General features: G+C 65.6%; 13 protein-coding genes. 8 read left to right on the plus strand and 5 right to left on the minus strand.

The genetic code is table 11. The features are described from left to right. Nucleotides 1–35: 35 nt before the first annotated feature. Nucleotides 36–1,565 (minus strand): PucR family transcriptional regulator, encoded by a 1,530-nt coding sequence (locus ACVWZ7_RS01070; protein ID WP_456506633.1) that lies wholly within the window; start codon nucleotides 1,563–1,565, stop codon nucleotides 36–38. 206 nt (nucleotides 1,566–1,771) lie between these two features. Between ACVWZ7_RS01070 and speB the strand changes: the two genes are divergently transcribed. From speB to ACVWZ7_RS01090, 4 genes are all read left to right on the plus strand, one after another. Beyond that, nucleotides 1,772–2,776, plus strand: a complete 1,005-nt coding sequence (speB, locus tag ACVWZ7_RS01075; RefSeq protein ID WP_116765861.1) for an agmatinase — start codon at nucleotides 1,772–1,774, stop codon at nucleotides 2,774–2,776. A 180-nt stretch (nucleotides 2,777–2,956) separates the two neighbouring features. Next, nucleotides 2,957–4,432 carry a purine-cytosine permease family protein gene (locus ACVWZ7_RS01080; protein WP_456506634.1) on the plus strand — a complete coding sequence of 492 codons (1,476 nt, stop codon included), beginning with the start codon at nucleotides 2,957–2,959 and terminating at the stop codon, nucleotides 4,430–4,432. A gap of 81 nt (nucleotides 4,433–4,513) precedes the next feature. Further along, nucleotides 4,514–6,016 carry an aldehyde dehydrogenase family protein gene (locus ACVWZ7_RS01085; protein ID WP_202615775.1) on the plus strand — a complete coding sequence of 501 codons (1,503 nt, stop codon included), beginning with the start codon at nucleotides 4,514–4,516 and terminating at the stop codon, nucleotides 6,014–6,016. Between the two features lie 28 nt (nucleotides 6,017–6,044). After that, entirely contained in the window at nucleotides 6,045–7,340 is a 1,296-nt protein-coding gene (locus ACVWZ7_RS01090; protein WP_456506635.1) for a D-arabinono-1,4-lactone oxidase, read from the plus strand. Nucleotides 7,341–7,427: 87 nt separating this feature from the next. On the opposite strand, the gene ACVWZ7_RS01095 is transcribed toward ACVWZ7_RS01090, so the two are convergent. Both ACVWZ7_RS01095 and ACVWZ7_RS01100 read right to left on the minus strand, forming a co-directional pair. After that, complete coding sequence (locus tag ACVWZ7_RS01095) at nucleotides 7,428–8,684, minus strand: FAD-dependent oxidoreductase (RefSeq protein ID WP_456506636.1); 1,257 nt, start codon at nucleotides 8,682–8,684, stop codon at nucleotides 7,428–7,430. Then, nucleotides 8,677–10,029 (minus strand): MFS transporter, encoded by a 1,353-nt coding sequence (locus ACVWZ7_RS01100; RefSeq protein ID WP_456506637.1) that lies wholly within the window; start codon nucleotides 10,027–10,029, stop codon nucleotides 8,677–8,679. The genes ACVWZ7_RS01095 and ACVWZ7_RS01100 overlap by 8 nt, the downstream gene beginning before the upstream one ends. Before the next feature lie 48 nt (nucleotides 10,030–10,077). Here ACVWZ7_RS01100 and ACVWZ7_RS01105 point away from each other — a divergent pair, with 48 nt between their 5' ends. The 4 genes from ACVWZ7_RS01105 to ACVWZ7_RS01120 all read left to right on the plus strand — a co-directional run bounded on the left by ACVWZ7_RS01105 (nucleotide 10,078) and on the right by ACVWZ7_RS01120 (nucleotide 13,800). Further along, complete coding sequence (locus ACVWZ7_RS01105; RefSeq protein WP_456506638.1) at nucleotides 10,078–10,899, plus strand: IclR family transcriptional regulator; 822 nt, start codon at nucleotides 10,078–10,080, stop codon at nucleotides 10,897–10,899. A gap of 164 nt (nucleotides 10,900–11,063) precedes the next feature. After that, nucleotides 11,064–12,218, plus strand: a complete 1,155-nt coding sequence (locus tag ACVWZ7_RS01110) for a cupin domain-containing protein (RefSeq protein WP_456506639.1) — start codon at nucleotides 11,064–11,066, stop codon at nucleotides 12,216–12,218. Beyond that, nucleotides 12,218–13,042: a fumarylacetoacetate hydrolase family protein gene (locus ACVWZ7_RS01115; protein WP_456506640.1), complete on the plus strand. Its 825-nt coding sequence runs from the start codon at nucleotides 12,218–12,220 to the stop codon at nucleotides 13,040–13,042. Before ACVWZ7_RS01110 ends, ACVWZ7_RS01115 begins: the two co-directional genes overlap by 1 nt. Further along, nucleotides 13,042–13,800 carry a maleylpyruvate isomerase family mycothiol-dependent enzyme gene (locus ACVWZ7_RS01120; protein ID WP_456506641.1) on the plus strand — a complete coding sequence of 253 codons (759 nt, stop codon included), beginning with the start codon at nucleotides 13,042–13,044 and terminating at the stop codon, nucleotides 13,798–13,800. Before ACVWZ7_RS01115 ends, ACVWZ7_RS01120 begins: the two co-directional genes overlap by 1 nt. A gap of 348 nt (nucleotides 13,801–14,148) precedes the next feature. Here the strand turns inward: ACVWZ7_RS01120 and ACVWZ7_RS01125 are convergent, their stop codons facing one another. Next, nucleotides 14,149–14,280: a hypothetical protein gene (locus ACVWZ7_RS01125; protein WP_456506642.1), complete on the minus strand. Its 132-nt coding sequence runs from the start codon at nucleotides 14,278–14,280 to the stop codon at nucleotides 14,149–14,151. A 214-nt stretch (nucleotides 14,281–14,494) separates the two neighbouring features. Further along, entirely contained in the window at nucleotides 14,495–15,109 is a 615-nt protein-coding gene (locus ACVWZ7_RS01130) for a TetR/AcrR family transcriptional regulator (RefSeq protein ID WP_456506643.1), read from the minus strand. Between the last annotated feature and the right edge of the window lie 137 nt (nucleotides 15,110–15,246).

Below are 15,246 nucleotides of genomic sequence, written 5' to 3' on the forward strand. Positions count from 1 at the left end.
CTCCTGGCGCGGCATCCGGTCGGTGCCGTTGCGTTTCAGAAGCCGGCCGGCCTCTTCTGCCGCGGATTGCCTTGGAGATCCATGGCTTCGTGGATCTGCAGGGCAAACCACAATTGCGCCAGCGTGGAGGTTTCGGTCATATCAAGGCCTGTCAGCTCACTGATCTTCCGGATGCGATAAATGATGGTCTGGCGATGCGCGAACAGGGCAGCCGCGGTTTTCTGCCAGGACCGTTGCGTGTCAAGAAAGGTCTTCAGCGTGACGATGAGGTCCCCATTTTCTCCCTGTTCATACTGGAAAATGGGTCCGAGGAGCCGCTGTACCAGTGCGTTGCCTTCCTCAAAGCTGGTGAGTCCTAGCCAGGAGGGTCCCTCGGCATAGCGGACCAGCCGCTCGCCGGTGCTTGATGCGGTCCCAAGCGCCCACATCGATTCCTGAAGGGCCCTCTGCGCACCGGCGGCCGCGGAAGGCCGGCTGATCCCGATCTTCACATTCAAGGGAACGACGTGCCGCAGGAGATCGTCGGTGCAGTCTGAGGCGACAGCCAGATGCAAAGTATTGAACCTGCGCTGGCACGCCGTCGGATAGCCGTGTCGCCATAAATCGACGTGAATCCCCGTCAGCGCCTCACCGTCGTCGCTGGATATGGACATGATGAGGAATTCCCGTGAAGTAATCCCGAATTCAGGCAGCCGGCTTTCAATCTCGGCTATGCCCAGGCGTCCATCAAAGGCCTGCACAAGGAACTCGGCACCCAGCCGGCGCTGGTTCTCGAGCGACAGAACCGTCCGCGATAGCTCCAGCCCAAGGACTGTGGCGGCATGAAGCAGCACCACCGCATCCGGGAGCGGCTCGGATTTCGGCAGCACCACCAGAAGCGCATTGGCGTGCGTCGGAATATCCATCATCAGAAGGTGACGGTCCCCCACGCGGTGCCACTGGAACTTCTTGCTGGCCACCGGTGACTTGCTCGTCAGCGGTTCAAGGTCACGCCTGAGCTCCGGCGGCAACGACCGGCCTCCGGGATGCCAGGCATGCAGGCACCGTCGATCAACCACGAAGAGGCTCGCGTCGAGTTCGGCTTCGATACCGGCGATCAAGCTCAACCAGTTGTCGTCAGAGGGCCCCGCCAGCCGAAGGAGGTCATAGATACGAGCCGTCTGACGCAGTTTTCGGGACTCCTCAAGCAACGAAGCCTCAGCGACCGAACGTGCGATGGCGATGAACGGAAGCGGGTAGGGGATGCTGATGACCGGCAACGGCAGGTGGTCGCAGACTTCGAAGAACTCGGGAAGCAGTTTAGGGGCATGCATCTGCTCGCCGATCGCCAGGGCACTCGCGCCGGCGTTGACCAGTGCCTCGGCAAGCTCAACCTGCCCCGTGGGATCCGCCGGGATGGAGAGCCCGTTGGTCATCATGAGCTCGCCGCCGGTGACCCATTCCCACAGCCGCGGGAGGTCGGATGTGTGGGCCCACGTGACCCTGTTGCCCAGACCGGCGGACCCCGCCAGAAGGCTCAGGCCCAACTGGGGTTCGGCCAGCAGTTCGGCCACGGTGATCGCCATGCGCGGTTCCTGTTCATGAGTGCGGAGGCCGCCCCCAAGCCGCTTATACACATGTATAAACCCCTCGGTTATTTGTAGTCAATCTGCGCATATACGCCGTGACGCAGATCACTAATAGTGGAGGTAGCAGCAACCGCGCAGATGCCCGGCACGGAGAAGAAATCTGCGGGGCTGCCGGAAACCAAAGCAACCGGAGGATCCCTGTCATGACCGCACACAAGCCAATCGGCCCCGTCGACGCAACGAAAGTCCCCCGATACGCGGGCCTGGGCACCTTCGCCCGGCTTCCTCAGATCGACCGCGTCCCTGACTACGACATTGCGATTGTCGGTGTCCCGTTCGACGGCGGCACCTCCTACCGCCCGGGTGCCCGCTTCGGTCCGGCAGCCGTCCGTGAAGCGTCGCGGCTCCTGCGCCCCGGCTACCACCCGGAGCTCGACGTCGAGCCAGTGTACGAAGCCCAGGTTGTCGACGCCGGCGACATCGCCTGCACCCCGTATGACATCGCCCGCGCAGTCCGTGAGATCGAGGAGCAGGCCCTCCCGCTCCTCGGCGACGCCGGCTCCGGCAAGAGGCTCATCTCCATCGGCGGCGACCACACTATCGCGCTCCCGATGCTGCGGGCCCTGAACAAGGTCCACGGCCCGGTGGCCCTGCTCCACTTCGATGCACACCTGGACACGTGGGACACCTATTTCGACCAGCCGGTCACGCACGGAACCATCTTCCGCCGGGCCTTCGAAGAAGGCCTGCTCGTCGAGGACAGGTCGATGCATGTGGGCATCCGCGGCCCGGTTTACGACCGCAACGATTTCCTTCGCGACCACGAGTTCGGCTTCCAGATCATCCGCTGCTCTGACCTGGACGTCATCGGGGTTCCGGCCGCGATCCAGCGCGTCAAGGAGCGGCTGGGCGACACCCCGGTCTACGTCTCCATCGACATCGATGTTCTGGACCCGGCCTACGCCCCGGGCACCGGCACCCCGGAAATGGGCGGGCTCCACTCCCGCGAGCTGCTGGCGCTGCTCCGCGGATTGAACGGCATCAACATCGTGGGCGCCGACGTCGTCGAGGTCGCTCCGGCCTATGACCACGCAGACATCACCACAGTCGCCGCGGCGACCCTCGTCTTCGACCTCCTGGCGTTGATGGTGAACCGCAGCAAGGCCACCGCCAACGTCGCCCAACAGCTGGAATCGGCCACCGTTTGAGCCGCAATTGCCGGGCAGTCGCGGCTGATTTGTACATATGTATGAAGAGGTTTACGGCAACTGTTCAATCGCCGGATTCTCACTGTGACAAAAGTCACGAATGATTGATACAACAGATCCCGTGCTCGACGAAGTGCCGGGACAGAACAAAGAGGTTCCCATGTACTCCTGGAATGCATCATGAGCGCTCGACCCACTCGCGCCACGGCTGACGTGCCCCGGCTCGAAGACAAGACCATTCAACCCATCCCTGCCGACGAGCGCCACGGCAAGGCCCGCGACCTTTTCACCATCTGGTTCGGTTCCAACATCATGATCATGACGATCGTGACCGGTGGACTCGCGACCACGGTGTTCGGCCTCAGCTTTGTACCCGCCATCGTCGGAATCATCATTGGAAACCTCGTCGGCGGCATCTTCATGGCCCTGCATTCGGCACAGGGCCCGCAATTGGGCGTGGCGCAGATGATTCAGACCCGCGGGCAGTTCGGTTCGTACGGGGCGCTGCTGATCGTTGCCATCGTGGTGATCATGTACGTCGGATTCTTTGCAGCGAACCTCGTCTTTGGAGGCGAAGCGCTGGCCGCGGTCAGCCCGGGCATCAGTGTTGACGGAGGCATCATTGTCATTGGCGTCGTGAGTGTGGTTGCCACCATCTTCGGGTACCGGCTCATCCACGCCTATGCGCGCTTCCTGAGCATCGTGGCCGGCCTGGCGCTGGTGCTGGCTTTCGTCTGGATCCTGGCCGTCCACGGATTGCCGGCCAGCTTCCTGACCCAGGGGAACTTCAACTGGGTGGGCTTCATGGCCACCATCTCCGTCTCCGCCCTCTGGCAACTCGCCTACGCCCCCTACGTCTCGGACTACTCCCGCTACATGCCCCAGGGCACCGGCTCGGCCCCGGCGTTCTGGGCGTCCTACTCCGGCTGCGTCCTGGGAACACTCTTCCCGATGGTCCTGGGCGCCCTGGTGGGAACGCTCGCCATGACACTGATCACCGATGGCAGCGCCGTCGAAATAGTCGGGAGCCTCAGTGCCCTCCTTGGGCCATGGACCATGGTGGTCATCGGCATTTTCTGCCTCGGCGTTGCGGCGTCGAACGCCATGAATCTCTACTGCGGGGTGCTGTGCAGCCTCACCATCGGGCAGACGTTCAAGCCGGCCTGGCTGCCCCGCGCCAAGACCCGGACCATTACGGCGATCCTCCTCTTCACGCTCGCCCTCCTGATCTCCCTGTTCGCACGCGACAATTTCATCTTCTTCTACACGAACTTCCTCTCCTTCCTGATGTACGTCCTGGTTCCGTGGACGGCCATCAACCTGGTGGACTACTACCTGCTGCGTCACGGCGACTACAGGGTTGAAGACTTCTTCAAGCGCGACGGCGGAGTGTACGGAAGGTTCAACTGGATTGCGATCGGAGCCTATGTGGCCGGCGCGTTGATCCAGGTTCCGTTCTCGGCAACCGCGATGTTCACGGGCCCTGTCGCCGCAGCGATGAACGGCGTGGACCTCTCCTGGATTGTTGGCCTGGTGGTGGTTGCACCCCTCTACTACGTTGCGGCACGCGTGTTCCGGAAGACGCCGGATGGCGTTGCCGTCCCCTTTCAGTCGCCCGCATTCGCAACTGACCTGGTTGAGGCGCCGCAGACGTAACGTCCACCCCGGGCATCTGCGGCCCGCACTCACACAAACTCCCGGCGCCGACATCGGCGCAGAAAACAAAGGCCAATTATCATGACACTCACAGACATCAAGCAGTTCACAGTCCGACGCTCTTCCTCCGAGCAAAGCTGCGCCGGCATTTTGCCGCCCGCGGGGCACTTCATCGGTGGAACGTTTGTCCCCGGTTCCTCGACTCAGCTCATCGACGTCGTAGACCCCACCACGGAGCAGGTCATCACGTCAGTACAGGCCGGCACGGCTGCGGATGTGGACGTTGCGGTCGAGGCGGCCGTGGCGGCCCAGAAGTCCTGGGGCGCCACGACGCCGAAGGAACGGTCCGAGGTGCTCACGCTGATCGCCAACATCATTGAAGACAACCGTGAAGCATTCGAACTCATCGAGTCCGCCAACACCGGAAAACCGCGAACCGTCGCGGAGGACGATGTCTCCAGCGCCATCGACACCTTCCGATTCATGGCCGGAGCTTCCCGCACGCTGACGTCTATGGCGGGCGGCGATTACGCCACCGGACACACCTCGGTCATCCTCAGGGAACCCGTCGGCGTCGTCGGCGTCATTACCCCTTGGAACTACCCGCTGCTGATGGCCGCGTGGAAGATCGCGCCCATCCTGGCCGCCGGAAACAGCATCGTCCTCAAGCCCTCCGAACAGACTCCCCTCTCGACACTGAAGCTGGCGGAACTTGTGGCTGGACGCATCCCCGATGGAATCCTCAACGTCGTGACGGGTCAAGGCCGAACCGTTGGGCAGCGACTTGCCGAACACCCTGATATCGCCCTCATTGCGCTGACGGGGAGCGTCGTCAGCGGACAGGCGGTGGCGGAGACCGCGGGCAAGTCCGTTAAGCGCGTCCACCTCGAACTCGGCGGCAAGGCCCCTGTTGTGGTCTTCCCCGACGCCGACCTCCGCGCCGCCGCCGCCGGCGTGCGAAACGCCGGCTTCTGGAATGCCGGCCAGGACTGCGGCGCCGCCTGCCGCGTGCTGGTCCACGAATCCGTGGCTGAGGAGTTTACCGAGCACCTGGTGCGCGAAGTCGGCACGCTCGTCGTCGGCGCCCCGGGCGCCGGGGACGACGTGGAAATCGGTCCCATGATTTCGCGCCCGCACTTCGAACGCGTGAAGGAATCACTTGCCGAGGCAAAGGATGCGGGTCTTCAGGTGGCCATCGGCGGCTCGGCACTGGAAGGTACCGGCTACTTCATTGAACCCACAGTGATCAGCAACGTGCCGGCCGGGGCCCATATCGCTACCCACGAAATCTTTGGTCCCGTCGTCACCATCGAGTCCTTCAGCACCACTGACGAGGCCATTACCCGGGCCAACGAGAGCCCCTACGGCCTTTCTGCCTCGGTGTGGACGCGGGATTCGAGCCTGTCGCTGAGCATTCCGAAGCAACTCGATTTCGGCACCGTCTGGGTCAATTCACACCTGGTGTTGGCCTGCGAGGTTCCGTGGGGCGGATTCAAAGGATCCGGCTATGGCCGCGACCTCTCACTCTATGCCCTGGACGATTACTCCCGGACCAAGCACGTCATGATCAACCACAGCGCGTGAGCGTTGATACCAGCATCGGAGCTCAGCAATGACCACCACGAATCATTCCCAGGCCGTGTCGTCGGCACGTGCGGCGACCCCGTCCGCTCCCTTCGGGACGGACGTCACGTGGACCAACTGGGGCGGAAACCAGAGCGCCACACCGGCCTTCACGGTCCGGCCCCGGAATGAACAAGAAGCGCTCGACGCCGTCCGGTTCGCCATCCGCGAGGGCCTGCCCGTCCGCGCGGTCGGCTCAGGACATTCCTCCTCTCCTCTGGTTCAGACCGGCGGCGTCCTGATGGACATGTCCGCACTCTCGGCCATCACCGGAACCGACCACGGGCGGCGCCGCGCCAGGGCCCTGGCCGGCACCACCATCAACGCCTTCGGCGATCCGCTGTGGGAACAGGGGCTGGCACTGGGCAACCAGGGCGACATCGACAAGCAGCAGATCGCCGGCGCACTCGCGACCAGCACCCACGGCTCCGGAAAGAACCTGGGCAGTTTCTCCTCCGCCTTGCGCTGGGTCAGGCTGATCAACGGCTACGGCGAAATCGTCGAAATCGGTGAAGGGCAACTCCGCGAACTCAGGGCCGCCCAGGTCGCTTTGGGCACCCTCGGAATCTTCCTGGAGGTCGAACTGGCGGTCGAGGACCGCTATTACCTGCAGGAGGAGATTACGTATCCCACGTGGGCGGAGACCGCGGCAACCTGGCAGGCCGACATCGACGCGAACAGGCACTACTCGTTCCTCTGGTGCCCGGACAACGATTCATGTGAGCTCCTGGACCTCCCCGGTTCGCCTGACCAGAACATGGCGAACCGCAGCTACACGAAGCGGTACAACATCGCGCGGATCCAGGACGACCGTGAAGTTTCCCGCACGGAGGGTGCCCGGCTGGACCGGTCCTACCGCATCTACCCGGGCGGGTTCACCACACAGTTCCATGAACTCGAGTACTTCGTTCCCAGCCGGCACGGCCTGGAGGCCGTCGAGGCTGTCCAGGACCTGATCCGCACCAAGCATCCGGACCAGAAGTACCCCGTAGAGGTCCGCTGGGTGAAGGCCGACGAAGGGTACATGTCCCAGTTCCAAGGACGCGACACCACTGTCATTACCCTGACCACTCAACCTGGAACTGACTACTGGCCTTTCTTCCGGGATGCAGATGCGCTGCTGCAGGAATTCGAGCCGCGTGCACACTGGGGCAAGATCCATTTCATGACGAGGAGCCGCTTGGAGCGTCTCTACCCGGAGCTCGACACCTTCATCCAGATACGCCGGGAGTTTGACCCCCGCGGAATGTTCCTCAACGACCACACCCGCGCCCTCGTAGGCTAAATCCACAAGCAGTTCACGCGCGCGCACAGCCAAAAGCACGAGGTGCGGACAAGGTCCGCACCTCGTGCTCTTGACCTGGCTTAAACGTCAGGCGGAAATCCGCTCCGTCAGGCTGGAGCTGGCCTCACGGACGGCCGGGACGCCGTCGCCGTCCTGGCCGTACAGCCAGTCGTTGTACTGGAAGTCGTTGTCCTTCCGGCTCTTGAAGAGCAGGTTGCGCAGTGTCCGGGCCAGTCCGGACACGTGCCAGGATTCGCCCCAGACGCGGGCGGTGCGCTGGACCCGGGCCGTGCGGCCGGCGCGGATGTCATTGAACTCCTTGATCGCGCCGTCCCAGGCGTCCGGGTTGACGCCTTCCGCGGTGAAGACGGTGCCGTTGGTGGCATCCTGCAGCACGGCGGCGTCTTCGAGCGCCTGGCAGGCGCCCTGGGCGAGGTACTGGAGCATCGGGTGCGCGGCGTCGCCCATCAGCACCATTCGGCCGGCGACCCAGTTTTCGATCGGATCGCGGTCGTACATGGGCCAGCGGATGCCGGTGGCCAGGTTCTTGAGCGCTTCCTGAACGGCCGGGACACAATCCTTGTACGCGGCCTCCAGCTCGTCCACACCGCCGTACTGCTCTTCGCCTCGTTCAAACGAGGCGGACTTGAAAACGGCCACGGTGTTCAGCAGCTCGCCCTTGCGCAGCGGGTACTGCACAAGGTGGCAGTCGGGTCCGAGGTAGACGATGACGTCTTCGAGGTCGGCCTTGGGCGTGTTTTCGGTGATCGGGACGGTGCCGCGGTACGCGACGTAGGCCGAGGGGACGGGCTCATCGTTGGCCACGAGCGGACGCAGGGTGGACTTGAGTCCGTCGGCGCCGATCACGACGTCGGCCTCGTAGTCCACGCCCGCTGCGGTGTGGGCCACGCCGCGGCCGTTGACGGTTTCAACGCTCTCGACCATGACGTCGTTGACGAGCTTGACGCCCGCCGCCTCGCAGCCTTCGAGCAGGACCCGGTGCAGGTCGCTGCGGTGGATCACGACGTACGGCGCGCCGTAGCGTTCCTCGAATTCCCCGCCGAGGGTCTGGCGGGTGAGCTCCTCGCCGGTGACGGCGTCGCGGAAGACCAGGTGTTTGGGCTGGACGCCGATTTCAAGCGCCTTTTCCAGCAGGCCCCAGCGGCGCAGGACGCGGGAGGCGTTCGGGGCCATCTGCAGCCCTGCGCCGACCTCGCCAAACTCAGGGGCCCGCTCCACGAGAGTGACGTTGGCGCCGTTTTCACGCAGCGCGAGGGCTCCGGCCAGTCCGGCCATTCCCCCTCCGATGACGAGGACATCGGTGGACGTGGCGTGCTCAGACATTGCTTGCTCCTGTTGATGTGAGTGAGGGTGAGGTTGAGAGTTTGGACTTGAGTTTGAGGCCGACGGCGGCCAGCAGTACCGCGGCGATGGCGGCTGCACCGGCGAAGGCGAGGAAATTGGAATTGACGCCCAGCCCGGCGGCCAGCAGGAGGCCACCGATCTGGGGTGCGGCGACGGCGCCGATACGGCCCGTCCCCAGCGCCCAGCCCAGCGCGGTTCCGCGCAGGTGTCCGGGATAGTGGCTCGCGACGGCGGCGATGATGAGGCACTGCGTGCCGTGGGTGCCGACGCCGGCGAGGACCAGCATGAAGTAGACGACGCCGACGGGCGGCCCGCTCACAAGAACCACGAGGGCTCCGGCAGCGACGGCGGCCGCGGCGATCGCCGTCGGGATCGGACCGAAGCGGGTGCCCGCCCAGGCCGTGATGACCGAGCCGGCCACGGCACCCAGGTTGAGGGCGAGTGCGAAGGTCAGGGCGGAGCCCAGGTTGTAGCCGGCCAGCTGCATGAGGTTGGGCAGCCAGGTGCCGAGGCCGTACCAGGCGAACAGGGTGGCGATCGTTGCCAGGGCGAACAGCACACTCACCCCCAGGTACGGGGCGCGGAGCAGGGAGGAGAAGCCGGACGGCTCGTTGACCGCATGCCCCTTCCCGGCTGCCTTGCGGACGGCCCTGCCTGCGGCGCCGGCCGGTGTCAGGGTCTCCGGAAGGTATTTCACTCCGAGCGGCACCACAACCATCAGGGCGACCACGGCGACCAGGAACATGGACTCCCAGCCGAACGCGGGGATCAGCTGGATGCCGACGAGGGCGGCGATGGATCCGCCAATCGGGACACCGGACATCATCAGGGTGGCGACGGTGGAGCGCCATTTGGGCGTGACGAGTTCGGCCACGAGCGCATTGGCCGAGGGCACCAGCCCGCCGAGTCCGATGCCGGCGAGGAGCCGTAGGACGCCGAAGACCGGGGCACTAGGCGCGAACGCGCAGAGGATCGTGAAGATCGAAAAAACGATGGCACAGCCCAGGATGGTCCGGCGGCGGCCCCACGAGTCGGCCATGCGTCCGGCGAAGATCGCCCCGATCATCATGCCGACGAAGGCCATGGAGCCGATCGTTCCGGCGGTGGCCTTATTCAGGCCCCAGCCGGTCTCAGAAATCAGTGAGGACTGGACGGTGCCGTAGACGATGAGGTCGTAGCCGTCGAAGACCACCAGGAGCCAGCAGACGAGGACGGCCGCTGCCGAGCCTTTGGAGAACCGTGATGCAGGCCCATCAGCGGTAACGGGGCCGGGAAGACCCGGTGTCGGCCGCTCCGGCGCTGCAGCGGAAGGTGTGTGATTCATCCCACTACTGTCATAGAGATTGCAGGCGAACAACAATACAATTCTGATGTGCAGAACAACCCGCCAGCCAAGTCCACCCGCAAGCCCGTCCAAAAGCGGCCGACCTATTCCATCGAGGCGGTGGACAATGCGCTGCAACTCCTGCAGCTGCTCCGCGACGGCGGCGCGCTGCGGCTCAAGGACGCCGCCGCCGAGCTCGGCGTAGCCCCCTCCACCGCGCACCGGCTCCTGGCGATGCTGGTCTACCGGGGCTTTGCCGTGCAGGATGAAAACCGCCGCTATGTTCCCGGGGCGGCGATGGGGGTCGGTCCGGCGGGCCTGAGCTGGACCAGGCTGCTGCGCTCGCTCGCCCAGCCGCACATGGAGCTGCTCTCTGCGCAACTGAACGAGACCGTCAACCTTATGGTGCGGGTGGGCACCAAAGTGCGCTTCCTGGCCACGGTGGAAGGGAACAACGTGTTGCGGGTTGGTGACCGGCAGGGGACGGTCATGCCCGCCAACAAGACGTCGGGCGGCAAGGCCATGCTCGCCGAACTGGAACCCCACATGATCGACCAACTCTTTCGCAGCAACAATGCCGAGATTGGCGGGGACACCATTCCCGCCGCGGAGTACCCGGCGTTCCTGCGCGAGCTTGAGTCCATCCGCAGCAACGGCTTCGCGGCCAATTTCGAGGGGACGGAGGAGGGGGTGAGCGCCCTCGGCATTGCCCTGCACAACCGGCACGGGCACGTCGTCGGCGCACTCAGCGTCGCCACTCCCTCGACCCGCTTCCGCCGGGTCTTCGACGCCGGACTCGTCCCCGCGCTGCGGGAAACCTGCCGGCAGCTGGAAATCGACATCGCGGCTAATCCGGCCGAGCCGGACTGAGTGCGCGCCGAGTGCGCGGCAGGGCACACAGCGGGGTACCCCGCCGGGCACCCGGGGCAACAATCCATAAATTCTGACTGGCAGAATATGTTGGGGGTCACACCTCCACATCCGTAGAGTCGAACTACGCCAAAGAACTGTTCTGACCTACCGAGGAGGCCCACGTGTCCATCAGCGCCGAGAACACGACTCATGAATCAGTGGCCGCGGGGCATACTGCTCCGGAGCCGACGCCCGAAGAAGCCGCCCAGCTCAAGGAGCTCTACCGGGATTTTGACCGGGAGAACCTGATCCCGCTGTGGACCGAGATCGCGGACCTGATGCCGATGGTGCCGACCCCCAAGGCGGTGGCCCACGTCTGGCGGTGGAGCGATCTGTACCCGCTGGCCGCCCGCGCCGGCGATCTGGTCCCGGTGGGCCGCGGCGGGGAACGCCGGGCGATCGCCCTGGCGAACCCCGGTCTGGCCGGTACGCCGTACGCGACCCCCACGCTGTGGGCGGCCATCCAGTACCTCGGTGCCCGCGAGACCGCCCCCGAACACCGCCACTCACAGAACGCGTTCCGCTTCGTCGTCGAGGGCGAGGGCGTGTGGACGGTCGTGAACGGGGACCCGGTGCGGATGTCCCGCGGGGACTTCCTGTTGACCCCGGGCTGGAACTTCCACGGCCACCACAACGACACCGATGAGCCGATGGCCTGGATCGACGGCCTGGACATCCCATTCGTGCACTACGCCGATGCCGGGTTCTTCGAGTTCGGCACCGAGCGTGTCACCGACGAGGCCACGCCGGACATCTCCCGCTCCGAACGCCTCTGGGCCCACCCTGGCCTGCGCCCGCTCTCCGGACTGGATGACACCACGAGCTCCCCCATCGCGGCGTACCGCTGGGAATACACGGACCGGGCCCTGACCGAGCAGCTCCTCCTCGAGGACGAGGGCCACCCGGCCACCGTGTCCCAGGGCCACGCCGCCGTCCGCTACACCAACCCCACCACCGGCGGGGACGTCATGCCGACCATCCGGGCCGAATTCCACCGGCTCCGCGCCGGCGCCACCACCGAAACCGTCCGCGAGGTCGGCTCCAGCGTCTGGCAGGTCTTCGAAGGGACCGGCTCCGTGGTCCTCAACGGCGAAACCAGGACCCTGGCCAAGGGCGACCTCTTCGTCGTCCCGTCCTGGGCACAATGGTCCCTTCGGGCGGACCTGCAAGCCGAAACTGACTCTCAAACGGAGTTTGACCTGTTCCGTTTCAGCGACGCCCCCATTTTCGAACGGCTGAACTTCAACCGCACCTACATCGAAGGACGCACCAAGTAATGAGACTCCTCACCCTCCGCACTGAAAACGGTACCAAGGCTGTACGCCAGGACGGCGACACCCTGACCGAGATCGACGGCTTCACCGACGTCGGAGAACTCCTCCGCACCCCGGACTGGGAAGCCACCGCGAAGGCAGCGGCCGGCGCCACGCACCCGCTCGAGGGAGCGGACCTCGACGCCGTCGTCCCCTCCCCCGGCAAGATCATCTGCGTGGGCCACAACTACCGCAACCACATCAAGGAAATGGGCCGGGAAGTCCCCGAATTCCCCACCCTGTTCGCCAAGTACCAGGAATCCCTGATCGGGCCCAACGATGACCTGGCCCTCCCTCAGGAATCCGACGCCGTCGACTGGGAAGCCGAACTCGCCGTCGTGATCGGCAAAAAGGGGCGCCGGATCAGCGAAGCCGACGCCCCGGCCCACATCGCCGGCTACGCCGTCCTGAACGACGTGTCCATGCGCGACTACCAGTTCCGCACCATCCAGTGGCTGCAGGGCAAGACCTGGGAAAAGTCCACCCCGTTCGGACCGGCCCTGGTCACCAAGGACGAGTTCACCGCCGGCCCGCTGATGACCTCCGCGGTCGACGGCGACATCCAGCAGCAGACCCCGACGGGCGACCTCGTCTTCACCCCCGAATACCTGGTGTCCTACATCTCCACGATCATCACGCTGAACCCGGGCGACGTCATCGCCACCGGCACCCCCGGCGGCGTCGGCCACGCCCAGGACCCCAAGCGCTACCTGCAGGAAGGCCAGCTCCTGGTCACCACCATCGAGGGACTGGGACAGCTGAAGAACCGCGTCATCAAGGAAGCCTGATGGTTGCCCGCCACGACCAGACGACGGACCCGGAGCTGCTCGCGGCCCTGCTGCAGGCACGCCGCGGCACGGCGTTCTTCGCCCGCAAGCTCAACGAGCTCTCCGATACGGAGCTCGACGGCGATTCCCTGCTGCCGGGCTGGACCCGCCGCCACATCACCGCGCACATCGGCTACAACGCCCGGGCCATCGCCCGGCTCATCGAGTGGGCGGCCACCGGCGTCGAGACCCCGATGTATGCCTCCACGGACGTCCGGGACCACGAGATCGACTTCGGCTCCACGCTGAGTCCGATCGCGCTGCGGCACCTGTTCGACCACTCGGCCGTGCACCTGAACGTCGAATGGCGGGACCTGCCCGAGGACGCGTGGCACCACAAAGTTCGGACCATCCAGGGCCGCGAAGTGCCCGCCACGGAAACGGTCTGGATGCGCAGCCGCGAAGTCTGGATGCACGCCGTGGACCTGGACAACGGCGCCGCCTTCCACGACATCCCGGCGCCCGTCCTGGAACGGCTCCTGAAGGACATCACCGGCGCCTGGACGACCCGCGGCACCGACAAAGACCTCGTCGTCAAGGTCACGGACCGCGACCTCACCTTCGGGGACGCGACGTCGGACTCCCCCACGGTGGTCTCCGGACCGCTCGCCGCCGTCGTCGAATGGGCCGCCGGCCGCGGCAACAGCGGCGTCACCGCCGCCGGGCCGGGCGCTGCAGCCACCACCGGGACGGTTCCCCCCGCCCCGAAGTGGATCTGAGAGCCGGCTAAACAATCCTAAAGCGGGAGGCCCCTCGGCGAGGGGCCTCCCGCTTTCGTGCGCGCTTGCCTCCGTCCGGGGGCACTTTCAGGGCAATGTTCGACGCCGGCGCCCTGGTTGACGGCGTGTCCGCGCCAAAGTGCCCCCGGACCGCCGCGGCAGCGACGCCGGCCCGGGTTAGCCCAGGTGGACGATCGACCCGCAGCGGCAGCAGCGGGTGCCGGACTTTACGTTCGACGGCGAAGAACAGCACCGGAAGCAGGAGGCCGGCGGCGGCACCGACCCCGGTGTTGGAGCCGAAGATCGCGAACGCCGTGCCGCGGTCCTTTCGGCCCGGAAAGTCGACGGTCAGGAGGGCAAGGGCCGCAGGGGCCGGCAGCGCAGCGAATACCCCTGCAGGGCACGGGCGCCGATGAGTTCCCGCGCCTGCTGCGCGATGCCGCCGATCAGGGACGCCCCGGCAAAGCCGACGGCCGCCACGATGAACGTCCGCTTGCGGCCCCAGAAGACCGCGATTCGTCCGCCAAGAAGCAGGAAGGCACCAAGGGGGCAGGGCGCAGGCCGTGACCACCCAGGAACGCGTCGAGTCGCTGATGCCCATCCCGATCTGGAGCCGCGGCACTGCCAGGTTCACGATCGTGCCATCGAGAACCACCATGTACTGCGCGCGAGCCAGGAACACCAGCGCCCAGGTTCAGCCTTCGTCGCAGAGCAGGTGGTACCAGTTATCGGCAAGCACCTCGAGCGCGTGTTCGCGGTTTGGTTCAAACTTGCGTCGGGTCCAGAGCGTGGCGACGTAGTCGAGTGAGGTGAAGGCCAGAGTGCCGCGAATGTGGTGCGTCTCCTCCGAGAAGCGCCCTGCGAGCTTCATTCCGCGGACGAGGTCGGAGATGACCTCCTCATGCCATCCCTCGACCAAGGCGCGCACGTCGCGATCGACGGCGGCGGCCTCCTCGAGCACATCGAGGTATGGGCGGAAGACCGGCCAGAGCGCTGCCCGCGACTCCAGCCATGCCAGGATGCCCGGCAGCTCGCCTACCCGCACCACGTCGACGAGGTCGGCCGCGGTAGAGCCGCTCCCCGGGCCGTCCGCACGGTCGAGCACCGCGTTGACGCGCACCATGAAGTCCCTCATCAGATCGCTGCGTGAAGGGTAGTGCGTGTAGAAAGTCACCCGGGTGGTGCCGGCCGCCGCGGCGATCTCATCGATAGTGGTCGCGGCGTACCCCTTGTCGGTGAAAAGCTCGAGAGCCCGCTCCACGATCACGTCGCGGGTGAGCTTTTTCTGGGCTTCTCGCAACGTCGACATGGATCAATCCTAACTTTGTTGTGCGGCGTCAGGCCCGGGCGGGCGACGCCGGTCCCGGGGCGGCAGGACCGGCGTCAGCCCGCCGTCGAAGCCGGCAGAGCGCAGTGACTCGCCGCCGTGAGCCCGGCGATGCCGTT

Source organism: Arthrobacter sp. TE12232 (assembly GCF_054062615.1).